At 54.3% G+C, this 23,650-nt stretch carries 25 protein-coding genes and 1 riboswitch; of the genes, 4 read left to right on the forward strand and 21 right to left on the reverse strand.

Translation table 11 applies throughout. The annotated features are described in order from the left end of the window. Positions 1 to 117: 117 nt before the first annotated feature. The 5 genes from gntK to HMPREF1207_RS30520 all read right to left on the reverse strand — a co-directional run bounded on the left by gntK (position 118) and on the right by HMPREF1207_RS30520 (position 5,296). The gene (gene gntK / locus HMPREF1207_RS02730; protein WP_009672699.1) at positions 118 to 1,686 is read right to left on the reverse strand and encodes a gluconokinase; all 1,569 of its coding nucleotides are present in this window, start codon (positions 1,684 to 1,686) and stop codon (positions 118 to 120) included. A 72-nt stretch (positions 1,687 to 1,758) separates the two neighbouring features. Next, complete coding sequence (locus tag HMPREF1207_RS02735) at positions 1,759 to 3,120, reverse strand: GntP family permease (protein WP_009672839.1); 1,362 nt, start codon at positions 3,118 to 3,120, stop codon at positions 1,759 to 1,761. A gap of 151 nt (positions 3,121 to 3,271) precedes the next feature. Beyond that, a complete protein-coding gene (locus tag HMPREF1207_RS02740; protein ID WP_009672720.1) occupies positions 3,272 to 3,946 on the reverse strand; it encodes a GntR family transcriptional regulator in 675 nt (224 codons plus the stop codon). A gap of 184 nt (positions 3,947 to 4,130) precedes the next feature. Next, positions 4,131 to 5,033, reverse strand: coding sequence for a phosphogluconate dehydrogenase (NAD(+)-dependent, decarboxylating) (gnd, locus tag HMPREF1207_RS02745; RefSeq protein ID WP_016423432.1), 903 nt, complete (start codon positions 5,031 to 5,033; stop codon positions 4,131 to 4,133). 131 nt (positions 5,034 to 5,164) lie between these two features. Continuing rightward, the gene (locus tag HMPREF1207_RS30520; RefSeq protein WP_269212163.1) at positions 5,165 to 5,296 is read right to left on the reverse strand and encodes a hypothetical protein; all 132 of its coding nucleotides are present in this window, start codon (positions 5,294 to 5,296) and stop codon (positions 5,165 to 5,167) included. Between the two features lie 180 nt (positions 5,297 to 5,476). Between HMPREF1207_RS30520 and HMPREF1207_RS02750 the strand changes: the two genes are divergently transcribed. Continuing rightward, the gene (locus HMPREF1207_RS02750; protein WP_009672748.1) at positions 5,477 to 5,776 is read left to right on the forward strand and encodes a hypothetical protein; all 300 of its coding nucleotides are present in this window, start codon (positions 5,477 to 5,479) and stop codon (positions 5,774 to 5,776) included. Positions 5,777 to 5,943: 167 nt separating this feature from the next. Here HMPREF1207_RS02750 and HMPREF1207_RS02755 read toward each other — a convergent pair whose 3' ends face one another. From HMPREF1207_RS02755 to HMPREF1207_RS02805, 11 genes are all read right to left on the reverse strand, one after another. Then, positions 5,944 to 6,513 carry a DNA-3-methyladenine glycosylase I gene (locus HMPREF1207_RS02755; protein ID WP_009672879.1) on the reverse strand — a complete coding sequence of 190 codons (570 nt, stop codon included), beginning with the start codon at positions 6,511 to 6,513 and terminating at the stop codon, positions 5,944 to 5,946. Positions 6,514 to 6,547: 34 nt separating this feature from the next. Continuing rightward, a complete protein-coding gene (locus tag HMPREF1207_RS02760) occupies positions 6,548 to 7,456 on the reverse strand; it encodes a TatD family hydrolase (protein ID WP_016423433.1) in 909 nt (302 codons plus the stop codon). 82 nt (positions 7,457 to 7,538) lie between these two features. Continuing rightward, on the reverse strand, positions 7,539 to 8,306 hold the full coding sequence (locus tag HMPREF1207_RS02765; RefSeq protein ID WP_009672710.1) for an ABC transporter ATP-binding protein: 768 nt from the start codon (positions 8,304 to 8,306) through the stop codon (positions 7,539 to 7,541). Positions 8,307 to 8,319: 13 nt separating this feature from the next. After that, on the reverse strand, positions 8,320 to 9,081 hold the full coding sequence (locus HMPREF1207_RS02770; RefSeq protein WP_009672896.1) for an ABC transporter permease: 762 nt from the start codon (positions 9,079 to 9,081) through the stop codon (positions 8,320 to 8,322). After that, the gene (locus HMPREF1207_RS02775) at positions 9,078 to 9,371 is read right to left on the reverse strand and encodes an MTH1187 family thiamine-binding protein (protein ID WP_009672780.1); all 294 of its coding nucleotides are present in this window, start codon (positions 9,369 to 9,371) and stop codon (positions 9,078 to 9,080) included. The genes HMPREF1207_RS02770 and HMPREF1207_RS02775 overlap by 4 nt, the downstream gene beginning before the upstream one ends. An 89-nt stretch (positions 9,372 to 9,460) precedes the next feature. Further along, the gene (locus HMPREF1207_RS02780) at positions 9,461 to 10,498 is read right to left on the reverse strand and encodes an ABC transporter substrate-binding protein (protein WP_016423434.1); all 1,038 of its coding nucleotides are present in this window, start codon (positions 10,496 to 10,498) and stop codon (positions 9,461 to 9,463) included. A gap of 68 nt (positions 10,499 to 10,566) precedes the next feature. Further along, positions 10,567 to 10,679, reverse strand: a riboswitch (TPP riboswitch). A 74-nt stretch (positions 10,680 to 10,753) separates the two neighbouring features. After that, positions 10,754 to 11,602, reverse strand: a complete 849-nt coding sequence (locus HMPREF1207_RS02785; protein ID WP_009672801.1) for a patatin-like phospholipase family protein — start codon at positions 11,600 to 11,602, stop codon at positions 10,754 to 10,756. A gap of 169 nt (positions 11,603 to 11,771) precedes the next feature. After that, positions 11,772 to 12,659, reverse strand: coding sequence for a metal ABC transporter permease (locus HMPREF1207_RS02790; protein ID WP_170318621.1), 888 nt, complete (start codon positions 12,657 to 12,659; stop codon positions 11,772 to 11,774). Beyond that, positions 12,652 to 13,602 carry a metal ABC transporter permease gene (locus HMPREF1207_RS02795; RefSeq protein ID WP_009672833.1) on the reverse strand — a complete coding sequence of 317 codons (951 nt, stop codon included), beginning with the start codon at positions 13,600 to 13,602 and terminating at the stop codon, positions 12,652 to 12,654. The genes HMPREF1207_RS02790 and HMPREF1207_RS02795 overlap by 8 nt, the downstream gene beginning before the upstream one ends. Before the next feature lie 27 nt (positions 13,603 to 13,629). Next, the gene (locus tag HMPREF1207_RS02800; RefSeq protein WP_009672907.1) at positions 13,630 to 14,397 is read right to left on the reverse strand and encodes a metal ABC transporter ATP-binding protein; all 768 of its coding nucleotides are present in this window, start codon (positions 14,395 to 14,397) and stop codon (positions 13,630 to 13,632) included. A gap of 21 nt (positions 14,398 to 14,418) precedes the next feature. Beyond that, positions 14,419 to 15,402, reverse strand: a complete 984-nt coding sequence (locus tag HMPREF1207_RS02805) for a metal ABC transporter solute-binding protein, Zn/Mn family (protein ID WP_009672767.1) — start codon at positions 15,400 to 15,402, stop codon at positions 14,419 to 14,421. A gap of 665 nt (positions 15,403 to 16,067) precedes the next feature. Between HMPREF1207_RS02805 and HMPREF1207_RS02810 the strand changes: the two genes are divergently transcribed. Together HMPREF1207_RS02810 and udk are read left to right on the forward strand one after the other, a co-directional pair. Next, positions 16,068 to 16,385, forward strand: coding sequence for a hypothetical protein (locus HMPREF1207_RS02810; protein WP_009672723.1), 318 nt, complete (start codon positions 16,068 to 16,070; stop codon positions 16,383 to 16,385). A gap of 122 nt (positions 16,386 to 16,507) precedes the next feature. Next, the gene (gene udk, locus HMPREF1207_RS02815) at positions 16,508 to 17,137 is read left to right on the forward strand and encodes a uridine kinase (RefSeq protein WP_009672846.1); all 630 of its coding nucleotides are present in this window, start codon (positions 16,508 to 16,510) and stop codon (positions 17,135 to 17,137) included. 243 nt (positions 17,138 to 17,380) lie between these two features. Here udk and HMPREF1207_RS02820 read toward each other — a convergent pair whose 3' ends face one another. Further along, positions 17,381 to 18,577 (reverse strand): MFS transporter, encoded by a 1,197-nt coding sequence (locus HMPREF1207_RS02820; RefSeq protein WP_009672692.1) that lies wholly within the window; start codon positions 18,575 to 18,577, stop codon positions 17,381 to 17,383. A gap of 88 nt (positions 18,578 to 18,665) precedes the next feature. Next, positions 18,666 to 19,214, reverse strand: coding sequence for a hypothetical protein (locus tag HMPREF1207_RS02825; protein WP_009672675.1), 549 nt, complete (start codon positions 19,212 to 19,214; stop codon positions 18,666 to 18,668). Positions 19,215 to 19,477: 263 nt separating this feature from the next. On the opposite strand from HMPREF1207_RS02825, the gene HMPREF1207_RS02830 reads away from it, so the two are divergent. Then, complete coding sequence (locus HMPREF1207_RS02830; protein WP_009672855.1) at positions 19,478 to 20,593, forward strand: aminopeptidase; 1,116 nt, start codon at positions 19,478 to 19,480, stop codon at positions 20,591 to 20,593. A 165-nt stretch (positions 20,594 to 20,758) separates the two neighbouring features. On the opposite strand, the gene HMPREF1207_RS02835 is transcribed toward HMPREF1207_RS02830, so the two are convergent. From HMPREF1207_RS02835 to HMPREF1207_RS02845, 3 genes are all read right to left on the reverse strand, one after another. Continuing rightward, on the reverse strand, positions 20,759 to 20,977 hold the full coding sequence (locus tag HMPREF1207_RS02835) for a hypothetical protein (protein WP_036739429.1): 219 nt from the start codon (positions 20,975 to 20,977) through the stop codon (positions 20,759 to 20,761). Positions 20,978 to 21,200: 223 nt separating this feature from the next. After that, a complete protein-coding gene (gene infC / locus HMPREF1207_RS02840) occupies positions 21,201 to 21,689 on the reverse strand; it encodes a translation initiation factor IF-3 (protein WP_170318622.1) in 489 nt (162 codons plus the stop codon). 180 nt (positions 21,690 to 21,869) lie between these two features. Then, positions 21,870 to 23,585 (reverse strand): L,D-transpeptidase, encoded by a 1,716-nt coding sequence (locus HMPREF1207_RS02845; RefSeq protein WP_009672809.1) that lies wholly within the window; start codon positions 23,583 to 23,585, stop codon positions 21,870 to 21,872. Positions 23,586 to 23,650 lie beyond the last annotated feature (65 nt).

Consider the following 23,650-nt stretch of genomic DNA (forward strand, 5'->3'; position numbering starts at 1 on the left):
CTTTTTTAATTCTATTGATTAATTATATTTATCGGACATCAAAATAATAGTTATTTAAACCAAAAAAGCATAACGGAATTTTCCGTTATGCTTTAATTTTATAAAGATTTTCACCATCTAATTGACAGGTTCGTTTTTATCCTTAAAAACTTCCTGCTGGAAAGCGGCGATCGCCGAATATTCATCTTCCAGCTTGCGCGACAGGCCGATGAAGATCGGGAGCAGCTTATGGTAAATACGGGCATTGGCTTTATCCGGCTCATGCTTATGCGTTGCTCCGATCATTCCGGAAACGACACCGAATGAATCCGCGCGGCCTGTCGCATACAAGCCCAGCACGGCCGCCCCCAGGCAGGAGCTCTCGATGCTTTCGGGAATGATAACCTCCTGATCGAAAATGTCGGCCATCATCTGCCTCCAGAGAGCCGAACGCGCAAAGCCGCCGGTGGCGTGTATTCTCGCCGGGCGTCCGATTTTCTCTTCCATGGCCAGCAGCACCGTGTACAGGTTGAAAATGACCCCTTCCAGCACCGCACGGATCATATGCTCCTTTTTGTGGTGCAGGGTCAGGCCGAAGAAAGACCCCCGCGCGTCCGGATTCCACAGAGGAGCCCTCTCCCCGCTTAAGTAGGGATGGAAAAGAAGCCCGTCGGACCCGGGACGAACCTGCCTGGCGATCTGCGTCAGCAGATCGTAGGAGTCGATGCCGAGCCGCTTGGCGGCCTCCACTTCCGAGGCGGCTAGCTCGTCGCGCACCCAGCGGAACAGCATTCCCCCGTTGTTGACCGGCCCCCCGATCACCCAGTACGACTCCGTCAGCGCATAGCAGAATATGCGCCCTTTCGGATCGGTTACGGGCCGGTCCACGACCGTGCGGATGGCTCCGCTGGTTCCGATCGTCGCGGCGACGACTCCGGGCTCAATCGCGTTTACGCCGAGGTTGGACAAGACGCCGTCGCTCGCTCCGACGACAAACGGCGTAGACGGCGCAAGCCCCATCTCGGCCGCGTAAGACGCGCTCAAGCCTTCGACGATGTGAGTCGTCGGTACGGGCCTGGACAGCCTGTCGGGAGTGATCCCGGCAAGCTCGAGCGCCTGCGCGTCCCAGTCCAGCGCCTGCAGGTTGAAAAGGCCCGTGGACGAAGCGACCGAGTGATCGACGAGATACGTCCCGAACAGCTTGGCAAATACATATTCTTTGATCGAAATGAATTTGGCCGTTTTGCCGAAAATCTCGGGATGGTCGTGGCGGAGCCACATCAGCTTGGTCAGCGGAGACATCGGATGGACCGGCGTGCCCGTGCGCAGGTAAAGCTCGTGGCCGCCCAGGTCTTTCTTGAGCCGCCCCGACCACTCCGCGCTCCGGTTATCCGCCCATGTCATGCAGCGCATGAGCGGTTTTCCTTCCGTGTCTACCGGAAGCACACTGTGCATGGCAGAGCTGAAAGAAACGAAAAGAACCTCGCCAGGCAGTACCCGGGCTCGGTCCATGACGCCTCTCACCGATTTCAGGACGGCCTGGAAGATCTCATCCGGGTCCTGCTCGGCTGTAGACGAGGTCGGGGTATATAAAGGATAGCCGTCGCCCGCTTTGGCGACGACCTTTCCGTTTTCTTCGAAAAGCACCGCTTTAGTGCTCGTTGTTCCGATATCGACTCCGATCATATAGCGGGTCATGCTGTTCATTTCCTACTCCTTCTTTCTCTGTTAAGACTGACGGCCCGGACGCATGTGTCCGGGCTGTCTGTGGAACGTTTCTTAGATAATCACGCTGAGCATCATAATAAAAGCCAGTCCGATAACGGACAGCAGGGTTTCCATGACCGTCCATGATTTCAGGGTCTGCGGAACGGACAGGTTGAAAAACTCTTTCACCATCCAGAACCCGGCGTCGTTGACGTGGGACAGGACGATGGAGCCGGCGCCGGTCGCAAGCACGACAAGCTCCAGGTTAGCGCCCGGCGTTTGCGCAAGCACCGGCGCTACAATACCGGCCGCGGTCGTCATCGCTACCGTCGCGGAGCCGGTGGCAACCCGGATCAGCGCCGCCACGAGCCACGCGAACAGGATCACGTTAACGTTCGCCTGCGTGGCGAATTCGGCGATTGCCGCCCCCACGCCGCTGCTGATCAGAACCTGCTTGAACGCGCCGCCACCGCCGATAATGAGGATAATCGTCGCCGTAGGCGCCAGACATTCGCTCGTGAAGCGTGAAATGTCTTCTTTTTTGAAGCCGCGGGCAAAGCCGAGCGAGAAGAAAGAAAACACGACGGCGATCAGCAGCGCGATAATTTCATGCCCGATGAATTCGCAGAAAACGGTCAGGCTGCTCGTGCTTTTCGGATCGACAATGTTGGCAACGGAACCGATCAGCATGAGAATAACCGGCAGGAGAATCGTAAACAGCGTAATACCGAAGCCGGGCAGATTCCGGTTTTCGTTTACGGCAAACTGTTCGGCCAATTTGGCCGGCGGTTCGGCCTTAATCCGTTTCCCGATAAATTTACCGAACAGCGGTCCGGCAATAATCGCGGTCGGCAGTCCGATCAGCAGCGAGTAAAGAATCGTTTTGCCCAAATCCGCCTTGTACGCATCGATGGCGATCATCGGCGCGGGATGGGGCGGAACCAGGCCATGCACCGTCGAAAGACCGGCCAGAATCGGAATCCCGATCTGCAGAAGCGGCATTTTTGTTTTGCGTGCCACGGTAAAGACGATCGGAATGAGCAGAATCAGCCCCACTTCGAAAAATACGGGAATTCCGACGATAAAACCGACCACCATCATGGCCCAGTGGACGCGTTTTTCACCGAACCGGTCGACCAGGGTCGTCGCGATTTTTTCGGCGCCGCCGGATTCCGCCATCATTTTGCCGAGCATGGTGCCCAGCGCGATGACGATCGCGATCGTGCCCAAAGTGCCGCCTAACCCGCCGGTGACCGCCTTAATGACATCCTGAGCTTTCATTCCGGACAAGAGGCCGAGCATGAGAGCCGAAATAATGAGCGTAACGAACGGATTCCATTTGAATTTAGCGATAAACACCACTAAAAACACAATCGAAATCAGAGTCCAGACTAATAAAGTGACGGAATGACTAAGTCCGAAAATGCTGTTCATGACTGACCTCCAGATGTGTGATTCAAAAACTTTTATCGTCTAATAGCGCTTTCATTCGGTTAACGCCGACATAGGCATGTTGTATACATGTCGACAAGTTTATTCGTGTGCAAGCGTCCTTTTACCGGCCGCTTACATTTTCCCCTGTTTTTTAAGAAGGTAAACTGTTTTCAAGAGTTTGCCGTGAATCGGCGAAATAATTGCGGACCACTTGCCCGATGACCGCCGGATCATGAGTTTCAAGACCTCTCACGATGGCTCGGTGCTTCTCGATTACGTCCAGGAGCTTCTCTTCCCCTTGCGAAAAAATTTCATCCGTCGTAATCAGCAGAACCGTGATGACGATTTGCCGGATGCTGGTCCACAAGTGCAGCACCCTTTTATGACGGGCCGCTTCGATAATCGTTTCGTGAAACGTGATGTCCTGAAAGGCGAAATCCTCGGGGTCGCCGTGCTTGACCGCCAGCTCCATCCTGTCGATAATCTGGTTCAATTTACCGATCAGAGATGCCTGATTTGCCTGTGCGAGCCTGTCTTGCACGAAACTCTCGATAATAAAACGGACATCGTACAGCTCCTGCACATCTGTCTGGCTTAGCCCCAGCACGACGGCTCCCATTCGTTCCAGACGGATCAAACCTTCGATGGACAACGCTTTCAGGGCTTCCCTGACAGGCGAACGGCTTGTGCCGAAGTCGGATGCTATGCGGTTTTCGGAAATCACTTCACCGGGTTTGATGCTCCCGTTAATAATTTGCAGCCTTAATTCGCTGGCGATGGACTCTCCCAAAGAAACGCCTCTGAGCCACGCAGACGGATAACGCATGATGCACAACTCTCCTTACCAATGGGCTAAAGGTACGCTGACCTTGTCCGGCGGTTGAAAAGCCGGCCAAAGGGCCTTCTTTTCCCGCCTTCCGAAGTCATGTCAATTGTAGCATATCTTCAGCCGGAGCATCCATGCCGGGCAAGCTTCAGGTCAGCCGACCTGCGGTCCGTATGCGTTCGTCTCAATCGCCGCTGCGTACGACGGCATGTCCGCCGAACTCGTTACGAAGCGCGGCCACAACCTTGCCGTGGAACGTGTCCGTTTCCAGCGAACGGTAGCGCATGAACAACGACATCGCGATCACCGGCGCATTCGCTCCGAGATCCAGCGCAGTCTCCACGGTCCATTTGCCCTCGCCTGAACTCTGCATAACGCCGCGGATTCCTTCCAGCTTGGGATCTTTGGAGAAAGCCTGTCCGGCCAGCTCCATCAGCCAGCCCCGGATAACGGAACCGTTCGACCAAACTTCGGCTACCTTCTCGTAATCGAAGTCGAAGCCGCTTTTGTCCAGCACTTCGAAGCCTTCCGCGATCGCCTGCATCATCCCGTATTCGATTCCGTTGTGAACCATTTTGAGAAAATGGCCCGAACCGCTTTTGCCTCCATAGAGGTACCCTTTATCGACGGCCATGTCGCGGAACAGGGGCTCGATTTTCTCGAACGCTTCCTTGTTTCCCCCGATCATGAAACAGCCGCCGTGTTCGGCTCCTTCCGTTCCTCCGGAAGTTCCGACATCCATGTAATGAATCCCGTGCGCGGCGAGTTTTTCGGAACGCTCCACCGATTCCTTATAGTGGGAGTTTCCGCCGTCGATAAGCACGTCGCCCGCCTGAAGAAGCGGAAGCAGCGAATCAATCACGCTGTCGACGATTTTACCTGCGGGTACCATCATCCACACCGTTCTGGGAGCGGGAAGGTTCGCTACCAGTTCCTCCAAGTTTTCCGACGAAACGGCGCCAAGCCCGGCGAGCCGCTTTCCCGGAGCGGGATCTTTATCGAATACGACTGCCTCATGTCCGTGACGGAGCAAATTTTGAACGAGATTGTAACCCATCTTACCCAAACCGACCATACCAATTCTCATGATGTCTAATTCCCCTTCTGGTATACTTGTATACAAGATATGTTTTTATCATAACTCCGTTCATGGATTCTGTAAACACTCTTTTTGAAAGCGCTCTATAAAACGGAAAATTGTTCTTTTTTCAGGACGCTTTATATTGAAAATAATTCCTTATTGTTCATCATTCCGCTTTGCAGAACACCTTGTTTGCTTCCGACTGCTTTCGTTTTCGCCATTTTAAGCGTATTTTTCAAAGCGGTTTGGGTATTTTCCAATTGATCCATACATTCGTTTGCCCTATTATTCCCGCTTTCGGATAGAAAATGACGGATTTTCCACGAAAATGATTGCCATTTTCAGAAAAAATATGGCAAAACTACTTCACACGGGAACAAACGTTTGATATACTAAAAACAAACATTCGTTCGCATACTTATCGTATGCGTCCCAAGGAGGGTTTTGCTATGAGTCTGTGGAAAAATGTTCGCTTCATCGAACGCGATTTTTGGTTTCAGAAAATGTTGAATGATACGGAAGCTCTTCATTCATGGCAGATCAACGACCTGCTGGGCGAAACGAATGCTCAATGGGATGATTTGACTTTTAAGTTTTTTGATGACGGTTCCGTCACCATTATAGATAACGATACAGACACTCGTGTTTCTCCCCAAGAGCTTAAAGGCGCGGCACTCGATTTTTATATCCGCAAGCGCATCGAATTCATCCGTGTAAGCCTGCAGGAGAAGATCCTGATGTACGCCTGAACCGCCCGGTTCGCCCCCTCTAGTAATCAAAAGGGAACCCCCGGCTGCGGAGGTTCCCTTGTTTCTTCTCGTATTCCAATCCTGTTCCACTCGAACGATTATGAATGATTCCTCTTTTAACTTGATTTTTCCCGGCATCCATTCAACCCGCTTAAGAACGGCCTTTTTTATTTAGGGTTAGACGGATGACACATGCAGGTTGTCAAATGATCGTTGACAAGTCCCGATGCCTGCATATACGCGTAACAAATCGTCGAGCCCACGAAAGTGAATCCGTCTTTTTTTAGCGCTTTGCTCATCGCGTCCGATTGAGGTGTGCTCGCAGGTACTTCGTGCAGCGAACTCCAATGATTCTGTACGGGCTGCCCATCCACAAAGCTCCAGATATAGTCCGCAAAGCTGCCGGTTTTCTCCCTGATCTTCAGAAACGCCTGCGCATTGCGGACAAACGCGTTTACTTTCAACCGGTTACGGATGATTCCCGGGTCCTGAAGCAGCTCGGCCAGTTTGTCCTCGCCGTATCCCGCAATTTTCTCCGCGTCGAACCCGTCGTAAACGTTCCGGTAATGCTCCCTCTTCTTAAGCACCGTATACCAGCTCAAACCCGCCTGAGCGCCTTCGAGACACAGCATTTCAAACAACTTCCGGTCGTCCCTCTGCGGAACTCCCCATTCGTGATCGTGATAATTCACGTAGAGCGGGTCCTGATTGACCCAACCGCATCGTACAAGCTCCATTTGTATGTACCCCTCCCGTTTCCTGCATAATCTGTCACCCGGAAGCCTGCGGCTGCAGCCTATAGAAGGTGCACGTGTTGCCGTACATTTGCGCAGCCGCTTCTTCTACCGCGACCGATTTAATCCCGGCAATATGTCGTACTACGTCAGCCACCATCAGGGGATGTGTCATTCTGCCGTCGTATGTTCCTTCGAACGGCCATGGACCGTCCGTTTCGGCCATCATCAGCTCCAGCGGATAGCGGGCCGCCAACCGCCTGATTTCCTCTTCGTAGAAGATATCCGGGGTTATAGATATATAATACCCTAAACCGATCATACGTTCGACTGTTTTTTCAGAACCCTTAAACCAGTGAAAATGAGCGTGTTCTATTTGGTACCTTTCCAGCAGGTCAAGCACAAGGTCCGCATCTTCGTAAACGGCGTGCAGAACGACCGGCTTGTTGTGTTTAGCGGCAAAAGCAATAAAGCGCTCCAGCAAATCAATGTAAGGCTGTATATAAAACGCTTGCCCGGCCTGCTCAACTTCCGTTCGCATGTAATAAGGCAGACCGACTTCCCCTACAGCCGCGGCTTCGTGAACGGTTTGCTCCATCCAGGCCAGCAGCTCCGCAAGCTCATCCTCCGAGGGAAGCGGCTGCTCGGGATGAAATCCGTAAGCGGGCCGGACTATGTGGGGATACCGGCGGTAAAGCTCCCGGGTTCTCTGACATGAAGGGAGGTTCATGGACACGGCTAGCAGCATGGAGACGGGAATACCGTCCGCAATATCTTGGAAAATCAAGGAACGTTCTTGCTCTCCATACTGCTCCAGATGGATGTGAGCATCGATATAGCGAAGTTTTTCCGGGCCGTTCGCCTTACGATCACCGCCGGCTCCGAGTTCGTCCCTCTTCATTTCATTCATCGGTTCCTTGATCGATTCACTCATCGTTTTGTTCATTTCTTTCGACCTCCGTTTCCGTTTACTCCGTGACTTGCGTGCGGATATACAAGACAGCCCGCAGGCAGAGGAGCTGAATGTTTCAGCTTCCGCTTCCTACGGACTTCATCAGATTGATCAGTTCTCTTTTCATCGAGATAAACGCCGGATCTTCCGTAATCGTGAGCGCACGCGGACGCTCGAAAGGAACGATGACCTCTCTTTCGATCCTGGTCGGCTTATCCGACAGCAGATAGATGCGGTCCGAAAGCAGCAGAGCCTCTTCCAGACTGTGCGTAATGAAGAGTACGGAGCGCTTATTCTGTTCCCATATTTTAAGCAGCCAGTGCTGCATTTCCTCACGCGTCAACGCATCCAGCGCACCGAACGGCTCGTCCAGGCACATCAGCTCCTGAGGACTGAGCAGAGCCCGCAGAAACGAGACACGCTGCTGCATTCCCCCGGACAAGACATGAGGATGCTCCTTCTCGTAGCCTTGCAGACCTACTTTAGCCAGCCATTCCCTGGCCAGCTCCAGCGATTCCGCTTTGGGCAAGCCTGCCGTTTCCCGGGCGAGGATCACGTTCTCTTCCACATTCCTCCACGGAAACAAAGACGCCTGCTGGGGCATATAGCTGACAAGCCCCTTCCTGCCGGTCACGTCGCTGCCCTCCATAACAATCTGTCCCGACGAAGGCCGGATCAATCCGCCTATGAGATGAAACAGCGTCGTTTTCCCGCTGCCGGAAGGACCGATCAGGGAGACGAACTCCCCTTCATTTACATGAAGGTTAATCCCGTTAAGAATTTTCGTATCGCTCCCACCTGTGGAGAACGACTTGGAAATCTCTTTTAATTCCAGCTTTTTCATCGTTTCACTCCTCCTAATGTTTATCGGGTTTCCAGCGGACGGTCCATTTTTCCAGCAGCACGATGGCTCCGAACAGAAGGAGACTCAGAACGACAATAAGGAAGATGGCCACGAACACGCGGTCCGTGCGGAAAGAAGACTTGGCCAGCAGCATAAAAACGCCGATTCCTTTGTCGGAACCGAGCCATTCGGCGATTACCCCGCCCATGACGCTGTAAGTGGCGGAAATTTTGAGCCCCGAGAAGACGGACGGCAGCGCGTAGGGAAGCTCCAGCTTCCAGAACAGCTGGCTGCGCCGTGCTCCGATCATTTCCAGGTAACGGTGCATGCCCGGATCGGGGTTTGACAGCCCTCCGAGCGCCGCTACCGTTACCGGGAAGAAACAGACAAGCGTGATGACAATTAGCTTCGGCAGCAGTCCGAAGCCGAACCAGATCATTAAGAGCGGAGCCAGCGCGATCGTCGGAACGTTCTGGGACAAGACCAGCAGCGGATAGAAGGCCGCTTTCATTCCGGGGATCACATGAAGCAGGCAGGCGATGAGCAGCCCGAGCGCCGAGCCGATTGCAAAGCCAAGCAGCGTGATGGAGACCGTAAAGCTCACATGCTTGCCCAGCAGGGGCGCCTGCCGGATGCCTTCCTCCACGATCTGCAGGGGCGCCGGAAGCCTCCAGGCCGGCGTACCGGCCCAAGTGACGCCAAGCTGCCATAAAAGCAGCAGAAGGATGGCCGTCAGTAAAGGCGGCCATCCTTTCTTCCATAAGGATCGGATCATGGACGATATTTCTCCGTCAGCTTGTCCATCGATGCGCCCTCGGGATTGAAATAGATCTTCACTTGCGAGATGACATTGGGGCTGCCGAACTCGATCATCGCTTCGTTCATTTTCCGGATCACGTCCAGCAGCTCGTTCAAATCGCCTTCCATCGTCGTTTCCAGCGGATGAACCTCGTGCTTGACGCCGGATTGCTGAATCACTTCGATTGCGCGGTCCACATAAGGGATCACATCTTCCCCGTTTTTCGTTTTCGGGATAATCTGAATACTGACGAGTGCATTAGCCATAAGAAAATCCTCCTCGCCGCACTTGGCAGAACGGCATCATGTATGAACGTATAAGGCAAATCGGATGAACATTTTCACCGCTTCGGACATTACTTGCCGGAAGCGGGCAGGAACTCGTTCGTAAAGGCCTTATCGGCTTCCAGGCTTTTCTCCAGAAGCTTGTGATCGAGCATCCATTTCGCGTAATTTTCCCATACCTCTTTTTTCTGCTCGCCCCAACGCGGAGCATCGTCCTTGTATTTCGGGCTCAGCCATTTCTGGCTGGCGAGCACGAGATTTTTGTCCAGCTCCGGTACCGCTTCGGACAAAACTCCCGCCGCCTCCTCCGGCTTGTCGATCGCGAACTGGTAGCCTTTCGAAGCCGCCTCCAGGAACGATTTGACGAGCTCGGGCTTTTCTTTGATCACTTTCTCGCTGGTGGCGAGGACCGGTGTATAGTAATCGAGCTGTTTCGAGTAGTCGGTAAGATAAACCATATTCAACGGCTCCTTGCGAAGCTCGGATTCAATGCCTGTCCAACCGTAATAAATCCAGGCGAAATCAATATCGCGCTTCACGGCGGTAAAGAAATCCGCGTCGCCCATGTTGACGATTTTCACCTTCGACGGATCGGCCTTATCGGTCTGCATCAGCGAGTCGATCATCGCATTCTCGGCCGGAGATCCCCACCCGCCGTATGTTTTGCCCTCGAAATCTTTGGGCTTCTTGATATTTTTAGCGGCCGGAGAGGCGAAACCCGACGTATTGTGCTGAATAATCGCCGCAATGGAAACGATCGGCACGCTTTGCGTACGGGCCTGCGTAATTCCTTCCTGGTAGCTTACGCCGAAGTCCGCTGCACCCGAAGCGACCATGGCGTCCGCGCCTCCCGCTCCCGGCTGGATGATGTCTACATTTAACCCTTTTTCCGCAAAATAACCTTTGGCTTTAGCGACGTAGAGGCCGGTATGATTCGTGTTGGGCGACCAGTCCAGAACGACTTTGATGTCCGTTTTCTGAACCGCTGCAGGCGTCTGAGCCGCTTCCGGCGACGATTGCGCCCCTTCATTTCCCCCTGATTTGCCGCATCCGGCAAGCGCAACGGCAAAAGCCGCGGCAAGCGCTGTTGTACGTATGACCCGTTTCATCGTCTTCTCTCCTTCTTTATCCGCAGACAAGCCAAAAAGCGCCCCCTGATCGGGAGCGCACATAAAGTCGATAGTATCCGTACGGTTTCCTACGCTGGCATTATCCAGATCAGGTGTAAGGGTCAGTATCTTTATGGGATACAATCTCAGCCGGCCGATTCCAGCACCCCTGCGTCTTATTCGGTTGTCGTGCATTTCTGGGTCTATTATAGCATACGGTCCCCGTTTGTCCAGGTAAAGAGCAGGGCTTGTCCGCTAAGACAGCCACTCCCGCAATTTTTCTTTCGCTTCCGAGGCATCTTTGTAGCCCAGATCGTGCAGCGCTTCGAGCCTGGACGCATCTTTCTCCATCCGCCCTACCTTGAACGGAGCTGACGGACGGATCACGATGACTTTGCCGTCCCGTTCCAGCCGCTCGATTTCATCCAGCGTCCGGTTGTAAACCAGGCTGCGCTCCACCATTGCACGGACAAGACCCGGATAGGACGGATAAAACCGCTGAGCCAGCCACTGCTGTTTGAACGGTTTCTTCCGGTAGCCCTTCGGCCGGGTGAGCACCACGATGTTGCGTTCGTTCCCGTCTTTCATCGACTGATGAATCGGAATGGGTGCCGTGATGCCGCCGTCAAACAGCGTTCTCTCCTGATACAGCACGGGCTGAGAGACGAACGGCAGCGAGCTTGAAGCCCGGATAAGCGAAAGCGACATTTCGGGCGCTTCGTTTTTCCGGAAAAAGACTGCTTCTCCGCTTAGCGCATCCGTCGTTCCGATGACCAGTTCATGACTTTCTCCGTAAAAGGTTTGAAAATCGAATGGAACCAAGTTATTCGGGATCTCGTTGAAGATAAAATCCATTCCGAAGATGCTCTTTTCCCGGATCAGATTGCGGTAACTGATATATCTACGGTCGGTAATGAAACCGATCGTGACTTTCTTATTGCGCCCGGGCTGCCGGGAAAGATACGATGCCGCATTGCATGCGCCGGCAGAAACGCCGATTACGTAAGGAACGTACCAGTCCTTCTCCATTAAATACTCGAGAACCCCCGCGGTATAAACGCCGCGCATTCCTCCGCCCTCAAGCACCAAACCAAGTGAAGCCATTTCCGCCCCTCCCTTTATATCTCTCGTTCCAGTATGATTAGCATACTACAATTTTACCGCTAAACAAAACGGTATGCATCGTGATTTTACGGGGATTTTCTTACTTTTGGAGGCCGTCCCGAGCTTTCCCTATCAAATCCGCTTCCTGAACGCAAAATAAAAACCCGCTTTATGCGGGTTTCCGGTTATCAGAAAGGCGGGTCCGGCTCCACTTGCGGACTACGACGCCTTGACCGGGAGAAAACAGAAAAGCAAGGACGAACAGCCCTCCCGCGGCACAAATGATACAGCCCGCTATGGATGCATCCAGCAGGTAGGCTAACCCGTAACCCAAAACCGCGCTTGCCGCTCCGATTCCCATACTGAGCGGAATCATGAGACTCAGCCGTTCCGTCAGAAGATAGGCTGTCGCAGGCGGCACGACGAGCATACCGACAACGAGAATAGCCCCTACGCTTTCGAACGAAGCTACAGTCGTCATCGAAACGAGCCCCATGAGCAAGTAATGAAACAACGCCACGGGAATTCCCAAAGCGGCAGCCATCGCCGGATCGAAGGAACAGAGTTTAAATTGCTTGAAAAACATTCCGATGAGCAGCAGGCTGAGGAGAAGAGTCAGACCGACCGCCCAGACTGCTTTGGGCCCCGCGGCTATTCCGGCAATCGTGAGGGTATCCCAGGGCACGTAAGCAATTTCACCGTACAGAACGCAATCCAAATCCAGGTCGATATGACCCGCATAAAGGCTGACAAGTACGACCCCTACCGCAAAAAGCGCCGTAAAGACGACACCGATGGAAGCATCGGCCTGTACTCCGCTCTGCTTAAAAAACTGGATTAAAAAAACAGTAAGCAGACCGACCGCGGATGCCCCCAGCATCATGACGAAGGAATCCCGGGAGCTGCTGATCAGAAATGCGATCACAATACCCGGCAAAACGGAATGACTGATGGCGTCGCCGATCATGGCCATATTCCTCAATACCAGGAAACACCCGACCAGAGAGCAGGCGCAAGCGACAAGAACGCCGGTTAGAATAATCCACGCGCTAATCACCGACACTCACCCCTTCCCTCTGCGCTCCCTTGCCCCCATACGGGAGTTTCGCCTTTTGAACCGAACGGTATACCGACCATTTAAGCAGAAGTTTGGGCATGAGTCCCTTGCGCGTGCCGAACACGAGCGAAACCAGGAACCAGGTCGTTGCCGCAAGAACGCTGAGCGGACCCGTCGGCATATTGCTGCCGATCGTGCTGAACAGTGTACCCAGCGCACCGCTTATCGCACCGAACAAGCCGGACAGAACGACCATCGTTCCGAGCTTTTCCGTCCAGTATCTTGCCGCGACCGCCGGGGTGATGAGCAGCGCCGCCATCAGAACGACCCCCACCGCTTGAATGCCTGTAACGACGGCAACCAGAATGAGCAGCAGGACAAACTGGTCGAGCAGCGCGGTCGGATAACCGATTCCTTTGGCAAATCCCGTATCGAAGCTGGTAAGCTTCAGCTCTTTGTAAAACAGCGAGCAAACGAGCAAGAGCAGCACGGAAACGCCTGCCATGGTGTAGACGTCCTTCATGACCATGGATGCCGCCTGCCCGAACAGGAACTTATCCAGTCCGCTCTGATTGCCGCTGGCACTGTGCTGAATCTGAGTCAGCAGAACAATGCCGAAACCGAAAAAGACGGATAAAACGATGCCTAGAGCCGTATCCTGCTTTATTTTGGAGTGCCGGGTCATCCAGCCGATACTTAACGTAGCTAATAAACCCGAGATAGCGGCTCCTGCAAGAAAACCTAGGATAGACTTGGACCCGGTCACCATAAAAGCCGCGCACACGCCGGGCAGCGCCGCGTGAGACAGCGCGTCTCCCATTAAAGATTGCTTCCGCAAATAAGCAAAACTGCCCAGCACACCGCCGCTAAGTCCCAGCAGCGAACTGCCGTAGAGAATCCACTGCGTATTGGGATCCTTCAAAGCTTCTAACCAATTCAGCAAAGCAACCCCACTCCTTTCCGTTAGCTTCTACAAACGCCGGTCCAGCAGAGCCAGACGACCCCCGTAAGTTTTTTGAAGATTGTTTCGGTTAAATACTTCGGATACGGGACCCGCGGCAATCAGACTGACATTCAGCAGCATGACCGTATCGAAGTATTCTTCCACAGTCGACAGGTCATGATGGACGACCAACACCGTTTTCCCCTGATTTTTCAGCTCTTCCAGCAGCGTAATAATCGCACGCTCCGTTGCGGCATCCACACCGACGAACGGCTCATCCATAAAATACAAGTCCGCGTTTTGAGCCAGAGCTCTTGCCAGAAAAACGCGCTGCTGCTGCCCGCCGGACAACTGGCTGATCTGACGGGAAGCAAAGTCGGCCATCCCGACCTTTTCCAGGCAATCCAGCGCCAGCTTCCGCTCGGCCCCGCCGGGTCTGCGAAACCAGCCGAGCCGGCCGTAGGTCCCCATCGTGACGACATCAAGCGCATTCGTCGGGAAATCCCAGTCCACCGATTCCCGCTGCGGAACGTAACCGACCCGTTTGCGCTGTTCCCGGTACGGCTTGCCGTAAATGGACACCCGCCCCTCTACCCGCGGGATTAAACCGAGCGCCGCCTTGATCAGGGTCGATTTTCCCGCGCCGTTCGGTCCGATTATGCCGACCAGACTTCCTTCGGGAGCCGCGAAAGTGACTTGCCTGAGTACCGGCTGCTTCCGGTAAGCGACGGTCATTTCTTCTATGAGCAGGGGCGGCTTTTGCCGGTTTTCCTGCGCGAGATGCTGAATCTGCATGATAGATCCTCCTTGGTTCGTTTATTTCAAAGCTTTCACGATCGTGTCGACATTGTGGCGGACCATTCCGATATACGTGCCTTCGTTCGTGCCTTCCTCACCCATGGCGTCGGAATACAAAGTACCTCCGATCTTGACCTCATGGCCTTTCTGCTTCGCGCCTTCGATAACGGCGTCTATCGCTTTCTGGGGAACGCTGGATTCGATAAAAACGGCTTTGATTTTGTTGGCCACCAGAAAATCGCGCAGATCGGTCACGTCCTTAGACCCGTATTCGGAAGCCGTGCTCATCCCTTGAAGGCCCATAACCTTGATGCCGTATGCGTCGCCGAAATAGCCGAAGGCGTCGTGCGCGGTAACGAGAACCCGGGCGCCTTCAGGTATGGTGGCAATTTCGGACCGGGTGTAGGTATCCAGTTCTTTTAATTTCGCCAAATAGGCGTCGGACTTGCTGCGGTAATCCTGTTCGTGAGCGGAATCGAATCGGATCAGTTCATCCCGGACTTTTTCCGAAGCGGTCATCCAGTGTTTCACATTAAACCAGATGTGGGGGTCATACTGGGTACCGGCATCGTCTCCCGAACGGAGCTCCTTGCGGTCAATGGGATCAGACACGGCAACCGTCGGTTTTTTGCCTCCCATTTGTTCCAAAATCTCCGTCATCTTCCCTTCCAGATGCAGACCGTTATAAAAAATGATGTCCGCTTTGTCAAGCTTCGAGATATCTCCTTGGGAAGCTTTGTATAGATGGGGATCGACCCCCGATTTCATCAAACTGGTTACTTCTACATGTTCCCCGCCTATCTCGCGTGCAATATCGGCAATCATACCGATCGTGGTCGTAATGCGCACCTTGCCTGCGTCTCCGGCCTTATCCCCGGCCACTGCGGAAGGTTTGGGACTGCAGGCCGACAAAGCCATCACACTTCCGACGATCAAAATCACCAGGGATAGGCTCTTCCATCTCCCGAGTCTTTTCGAAGCTCGTTCATGCAATCGATTCATTTTTGTTTCTCCTCCTGATCCTTAGTAAGCGAACTTATTCAGCGGTTTGCCCCTCATTAGACACATTCTTTCTTCGAGGAAAATATGTTTCCCTAAGGAAAAATAAAGAGCAAAAAAAAGTTCTCTTTTCACTGTTATTATTCCCTAAAACAATAAATATTGCAATAGGGAAACTTTTTTAACCTTTAGAAACTTTTCTGGCCCAAGCAAAAAAAACGCTGTCCTTATCGGAAGCAGCGCCGGATCAAGTCTATTCATGAGAATTTCACAAGCGGGCGAACTCTCCTCAGGGTTTTACGATTCGTTTTTATTAATTTCGTTTAAGTTCGGCGCATACTCCGATGCTTTGCGTGAATTTAAGGTCACTGCTTCCGATTTCAACCGGCTTTTGTTTTGCTTGTCATCTATTTTGGTCGATTTGTTGAACGGCATTGCACATTCACCTCCGCTGTCGTTATCTTTCGTAGGGTGCCCAAATCGCGTCGCTCCATAACGAGTTGTTCAACAATTACGGATTGCCTTTTGAATTGTCAGAATATTGTGTCGAAATTTCGGCACGTTTATCGAGTTTTGCGCTTACCCAGGAAATATAGTTCCGCCAAGGGAAATAACCGAATGAATCTGCCCGCAAATGTACATCGTATAGAAAAAGGAGGTTGTTACGCATGGTAGAAAGTCAGCAGCACCAGCAGTTTATCCGGCATGCCGTCGAGGCGGCGGACGCGGCCATTCTGGCGGCGCAGGAAGCGGAGCACGAGCTTCAGGGGGCCATTACACAGGCCGATCCGAATGCCATCCAGCGGGCACAGGCCAAACTGGGCTCGGCCAAACGTCAGGTAGCCGAAGCGGCCGCCCAAATCCGTTCGTTCGACGGGGATCGGTACGGTCAGCAGCTCCAACAGACGATCGAACAGCTGCAGCAAGCCAAGCAGGATCTGGAAGTAAGCGAAGATCATTACCATACGCCTAAGCAAGTCCGGTGAATTACGCTCCGAAAGGAGCTTTTTCTTTTTGAAAAAATTCTACAGTATGATAAACTATTCAGGGTATATAAAGCGCCGGCCTTATCTTAAAGGGCGCTGAACAGGGAGGGCCTTCATAATTTATGTTAGTCATTGGGATAGCCGGGGGAACCGGTTCGGGGAAATCAACGGTCGCCCGTTCGATCATAGACGAGCTCGGAACGAAAAACGTAACACTCATTTGCCAGGACAATTACTATGCGGACCGCAGCGAGCTGTCCATGGATGAACGCGCCAAAATCAATTACGATCATCCGAACGCGTTTGAAAATGAACTTCTGCTGAAGCATCTCGGCGAACTTCGGAAAGGCCGTGAGATTCAGGTCCCCATATATGATTTTACACAACATGCCCGTTCCTCGGAAACGCTGCACATTCAAGGCACGCCGATCATTGTGATCGAAGGCATCCACGTCCTGACGGACGAGCACCTGCGCAAAGCGCTCGACATCAAAGTATTTGTCGATACGGACCCGGACGTCAGAATTTTGCGCCGCATTATGCGGGATACGAACGAAAGAGGCCGCTCTCTGGAATCGGTTGTCGATCAGTACATCACGACGGTAAAACCGATGCATGATGCCTTTATCGAGCCTTCCAAAAAGTATGCGGACATCATCATTCCTGAAGGCGGAGAAAACGAGATCGGCATACGCCTGCTCACCACCTTAACGGAAAGCTACATGGATACCCTGCTGACGGATCTTAATTAACTCCCAAAGCAAAGCAACGGCTGCAACCGTAGACGCATAAAAAAAGACCTGGATACAGCCTCGGCTGCATTCAGGTCTTTTTTATGTCGGAAAAGGATCGCCGCCTCGTAAGCCGACGTCTGCTGACTGCTATAAGCAGGCATCCGGCCGGCAGGCTGCCAACACATGGGCACAGCCGCGCGAATAGATAGACGCTGACGGCCGTCGGCGGCTCGCAAACCGGATGATAATCCCCGGGACAGTTTACGCTTGCCCGATTCCGGCGTCGGCCCCTCCCCTTTTGCGGGTCCGGACCGCAAGCCCGGTAAGAACGAACAAGACATACACGGAGCCAAGCAGGAAGAAGAGGCTGCTGAGGGAGATATACTGGATGCCCAGTCCCCCCAGATTAGGCCCGACAACGCTGCCGATACTGAACAGAATCGAGCCGATCACGTTGGCTGACGGAAGAAGCTCCCGCGGGAGCAGGTCGGCCGCGTACGCGAGTCCCAGCGAGAAGAAGGACCCGATCATCCCCCCTGCCGTCAGCAGGAGAAGGCCGATTCCCCATACGGAACTTCCGGCGAACGGCACGGCCAGGAAAGCGGCGGCTCCCATCGCGGCGGCTGCCAGAAGCACCGGCTTGCGGCCGATTTTGTCGCTCAGCATGCCGAGCGGCAGCTGCAGAATCAGTCCGCCGAAACCGACAAGCGGAAGCAGCATAGATACCGACGTATCGCTGAGTCCGAGCCGGAGACCGTAGAGCGGGAAGCTGCTGTTCAGCACCGCTTCGGTGTAGCCGTACAGGAAGGTCGGGATAAGCGCGAACCAGGCGATTTTGGCCGCGATGCCGTACCGCTTCTGGGCGGGAGACTCCTTTCCTTCCGACTGAACCTTCTGGTCGGGAAGCCTTTGCAGCAGCAATATAACGACCGTGTAGAACACCGCCACCGTCAAAAACGGCGCGTAGGAACCGAGCGCGAGCAGATTGATGCCCGCCGGACCGATGCTGAATCCGACTCCGTAGGCCATGCCGTAATAAGAAATATAGCGGCCCCGTCGTTCCGGAGGAGCCGAGGTGAGAATCCATAGCTGCGTCGTGTAATGTAGGATGGAATTTCCGAATCCGATAATAAACCGCAAAATAAACCAGAACGTAAGATTCCCCCATACGGGGATCAGCAGAATAGCCACTGTTTCCATAGCGATTCCGAGAATTAAAATTTTCTTGTACCCGAGCGCGAACAGAATCCGTTCGACTACGAACATGGACGCGAAGCTGCCGATATACATGGCGGCGGCGTTAAACCCGTTTACTCCCGAAGATACCCCTGTTTGCTCCAGCAGGATGGTAAGCAGCGGGAGCAGAAGCCCTTGACTTAAACCAGAAATGATGACAACCAGCAGCAGAAGCACCAGGCGGCGTGTCGGACTCATCGTCTTTACCGACGATATGTTCATGATGATAAACCTCCCAGCCTAATGAAAAACACCTCGACTATTGTACCATCGGCTGGAACGCTTGTGAATTGACCTTCGGTTAATTTTTTTAGGCTTCAACGCTTTCCCCGTTTTCTCCGATAAAGTCCAGACGGTCCCCGTAAGCCAGCAGCTTGCCCGGAAGCGGCACGCCGAACCGTCTCCAGACGAGCAGCCGGACCTTCCGAATCCATTCGTCGAAACCTTTGTACCCCGCAAACATGGATGCATAACGATCGTTCATCATCACAAAATAAGGGCTGGTGTATTTGTCGGTCAAAAACCGGAGCGACGTGTCGACAGGCGTATATTTTTTGCGCTTGCCCTCCCATGTGTCTACGGTATATCGCTCCGCCGACTTGTCCTGTAGCAGGTCTTCCAGCATCTTCACCCGTTTGTGATACGCAGCCGCGCAGGGTACGCCCATCCGCTTCAAGCTTTCTTCATGCTGGGGATAAAGGACGACCTTCCTGAATTTGCGTTCGTCCGCGATCGCTTCTACCAGACCGATTTCGTGCTCCGACCAGTCTTCAAACGTTTCAAAAATGAGCAGCGTTCCGCGTTGAGCGGGCGGCTCTTCTTCGTATCCAAAAGGCACCATCGTATTGCCTCTCGCCATTTGCGAACGCCTCCTTGTGGCCGTTTTCGTTTAGCCTTGCGTGATTGCTTTCATTTTACCCGAAACGGTCGCGATGAACACACTGTAATCTCAGGCGCACGATAGATTTCACGAAATAATTGACCGCTAGAAGAATATACATTCCATATTTCATACTATTTTTGGAGCCGTCTTCTACACATCTCCAAAATGTACTATAATGGGAAGAAGCATGCCTTCAGTACCCCGTACTGACATTTTTTACATAGAAGGAGTTCCTGCCCATGAGAGATCCAAGAATGGTTACATTTGCACGCAACATTATCCGCTATTCGGTTGAACTTCAGCCGGGCGAAAATATCCTGATCGAGCTGATCGGCGTTAAAGATCCGGAGCTCGCGAAGTGTTTTATCGAAGAAGTGTACGCGGTCGGCGGCAATCCCATCGTCGAACTCCGCGATCCCGCGATCAACCGCAGCATGATGCTCGGCGCTACCCGCGAAACGCTGGAGAAAAAAGCCGAAATCGAACTGAGCCGCATGAAAGAAATGCAGGCTTACGTGGCCGTGCGCGCCGGCGACAACGTGACGGAAACCGCGGACGTTCCGGAAGATCGCTTGAAGCTGTACATGAGCGTATACTCCAGACCGGTGACCAACCAGCGCGTCAACCATACGAAATGGTGCGTCATGCGCTATCCGAACGGCTCCATGGCCCAACTGGCCAACACAAGTACCGAAGCGTTCGAAGACTTCTACTTCCAGGTGTGCAACCTCGACTACAGCAAAATGGAAACGGCGATGGAGCCTCTCGTCCAGCTCATGAACCGTACCGACAAGGTACGCCTTGTTTCTCCGGGCACCGATCTTTCGTTTTCCATCAAAGATATTCCGGCGATCAAGTGCTGCGGCAAACGCAACATTCCCGACGGCGAAGTGTACACCGCTCCTGTGCTTAACACCGTAAACGGTATCATTTCGTATAACACGCCGACTGTTTACTCCGGAACTTCTTTCGAGAACGTCGTCCTGAAATTCGAAAACGGAAAAATCGTTGAAGCGACGAGCAACAACTCCGCCCGCATGAACGAAATTCTGGATACGGATGAAGGCGCACGTTATATCGGTGAATTTGCGATCGGCGTGAACCCTTACATTCTGCACCCGATGAAAGACACCCTGTTCGATGAAAAAATCGACGGTTCCATTCATTTCACGCCGGGACAAGCCTATGAAATCGCCGACAACGGCAACCGTTCTTCCGTTCACTGGGATATCGTGCTTATCCAGCGTCCCGAATACGGCGGCGGCGAAATCTGGTTCGACGACGTGCTTATCCGCAAAGACGGACGTTTCGTTATTACCGAGCTGGAATGCCTGAACCCCGAAAACCTGAAATAAGCAGCCCCTTTAACGCAGCGGCGAAACGCACCCATACAGCGATTGCGCCGCGCATTACGAAACAGCTTCACCCATCCGGGTTGGAGCTGTTTTTTTTGACCCTTACATGCAAAAAGGATGGATAGAGCAGCCTCCCGGCGGCTCAAAGGGGCCTGGACGTCACAATCAAGCCATGGAAGATTCAATCGGTAAAGCGCTTCGCTTCACCCTGTCGGTTCCCGGCGTCTCGACGGCCGTCGCAGGCACGAACAAACCGGACCGCTGGGTGCAGAACGCCCGGCTGGCCGGGCAGGGCCCGTTTCCGCGGGGAGAACCGGAAGCGATCCCCCGCTCGCTGGAAGGAAGCTGCCCGTCCCCACCGGAACGGGCAGATGTGAACGGCAAAAGAGCCGTCTCCCTGATTCGAAAGGGAGACCGCTCTTTTACCGGGACACAGGGAACCGCCGGATTGCGGAACGCCGCCTGCGCTGCAAGTGCAGCGCAATTCTACGCACGGCACCGTATGGCGGGGTTCACCTGCGGACAATCCCGCGCTTTTAGTTTGCGTGCCCCACTCAGTACCCGGAAATATGCATTCATTTCTGCGCCGGATACCGGAGGCGATTTTCTAGGACGGATTGACGCGCACTGCCGCCTGCTTGCCGCTGACCTGGATGTTCGTCTCCTTCGTGCCGGCGGCGGACAGATCCTTAACCAGCCGTTCCAGAAGCTCCTTCGCTTTCGGTCCTTCTTTGCCCTGGATGCGGACGACGAGCTGTACGGCGTTCCCGGAAGCCAGAAGCTTCTCGGCCTGCCTCTGTTTCGTTTCGTAGTCGTGGTCTTCGACGTGAACGGTGAGCCTCAGCTCCTTCACTTTCAGAGGCTTGTCCTGACGGCGGGCCGCCTGCTTGTCTTTCTGCGCTGCCTGCTTCGCCGTGCCGCGGGCGGCAAGCTTGCAAGGGGGCGGGCTGCTCATCAAAGACGTGCAGACCAGATCGGCGTCCGCTGCCTTCGCCAGCTTAAGCGCTTCTTCCCTTGGCATTACTCCGAGGTTCTCCCCGTTCAAACCCGTAAGCTCCACCTCGGCCGCTTTTATTTTCTCGTTCATGATAAGCATCATAAGTTCCTCCCGGATGTTGTGTGTCCGGAAACTTCTGCCGTTATACTGCTGCGCTATAGAACCGGTTCGTTTCCGTACTCTCCTTCTTTCTATTGTAGGGGATGCGGGAAGGAAATACAAAGCGCCCGGCAGGGAAACTCCCCTCTCCGGACGCTTGTAATCACATAACGGGCGCAGTCAGCCCAGCCAGTGAAACACGGTCCCCTCCGGGGCTCGTTCCCGCACGGCAGGCGCTCCCGGAGGGCGCAGCGCTTCGGCAGCCGCCGCGAGGTCCAGCCCGCCAGCGACGGCAGACACGCCCGCCCCACCCGAGACAGACGCGGCATCGGCCGCGGATCCGGCTCCTGACGCAGGCCCGGCCTCGGACGCGGACAAACCGCCGGCAGCAGGCGAAGCTTCGGCGATGCGGACCGCGCTGCCCTTCGGCACGAGCGCGAACAGCGCCTGCATGTCGGCATCGCCGACCCGGATGCAGCCGAGCGAGCGCCCGGCGCCGACAGAAGCGGCATCCGCCGTGCCGTGCACCGCGATGGCGCCCAGACCCAGCGCCGCGGCGCCGTACACGCTCGGCGTCCTGCCCGCAGGAGCGATGACCCGCTCCTGCACGGCGAACGTGCCGTCCGGCGTCGGCGACTCCGGACGGCCGATTCCGGCGCGGGCCTCCAGCACCGCGCCTCCGGCAGTTAAGAGCAAGCGGTGCTCCCGCTTGCTCACGGTCACCCGCACAGGCTCGAACGGGACGTTCGCCTGTGCGGCAGCGCTTGCGGGAAGGAGGATACCCGCAAGAGAAGCCCCCGGCAGGTTCGGCGTCAGGGCCGAACCGGCATCTCCGGAGGCGGGCCGGTAAACCCACCCGCCCCCGCCGTCGTAAGACGGGCTCACCCGGATGGAGCCCGTCACGGCTTCCCGCGGCACGAAGCTGAGGTAATTTCCGGGATAATCGCGGACCAGTTCGTCCAGGCTTGCCGGAAATTTCCCTCCGTGGTCCGCCGCGTAGGCCCCGAGCGCCGTGCGGATGAGCTGGGCGCCTATCCGCGTCAGCACCTGAGCGCGCGGCGCGCCTTCATCCAGATAGGTGATCTCCGCGGTTTTGCGGAGCGTCGGCGCATATTCCGCCGCCGCGAAAGCGCCCTTCACTTCGGCGGGGTCCTTGACCGGGACCGCTTGCCCGTCCATACCCGGGAGCGCGTCTTGTCCGGTCAGCCGGATGACGTAAATAACCCGGCTTTTTTGCGGATTCCGCCCGATAAGAAGCTCCATCTCCTCCCGGAGGATCGCCTCCGCCCGGGCATTGCCCGTACCTGGGGACAGCCGCAGCAGATAAGGCCGTTCGTCCGGTTTCACGCCGGAAAATTCCTCCGGGCGTAAAGAAGCAGCTTCCGGCGAGAAGCTGCTTCTTTCTTGAGGCTGAGATGCATGCGATTCGTAGCTTGAAGGCTTTCCGTTTTCCGCGGCGGAAGCGGTCTGTTTGTTTCCTGCTCCCGAGAGGAGAACGACCAGCAGGACCAAATTGATGACGATGAGCGCATAGAGGAAAGTCCGCAAAAATTTGTTGAATTTGCTTCCCGTCGCCGCCTCCAGCTCTTGGCGGACTCCCGCCAGATCGTTTTCCTCCCGCTTCGCCAGCTCGTGTACGGCCCGGTTGGCGTCGGAGTAAAACGGGGAGGGGTACGTTTTCATCACCTCTTGATAGTGAAAAAGCGCCCGGGGCAGGTTCCCCTGCTCCCTTGCCCGCTCTCCCATGCGAAAATGTGCTTCGGGGGACGTTTTATCGGCATAGCGGATGACTTTATTGAAATACTGCGGGTCTCCCCGGCTGATGTACAAATTTTTATTGACCCGTACCAGCTGCGGTTCCAAAGGATGCGAAAACCGGTTCGTCGCTCCTCCCATTCCCTACCTCCTGTTTGCTGTGATGAGAGATTAATAGGTTGTTCGATACATATTGTATCAACATA

The organism is Paenibacillus sp. HGH0039 (assembly GCF_000411255.1).
Classification (GTDB): domain Bacteria; phylum Bacillota; class Bacilli; order Paenibacillales; family NBRC-103111; genus Paenibacillus_F.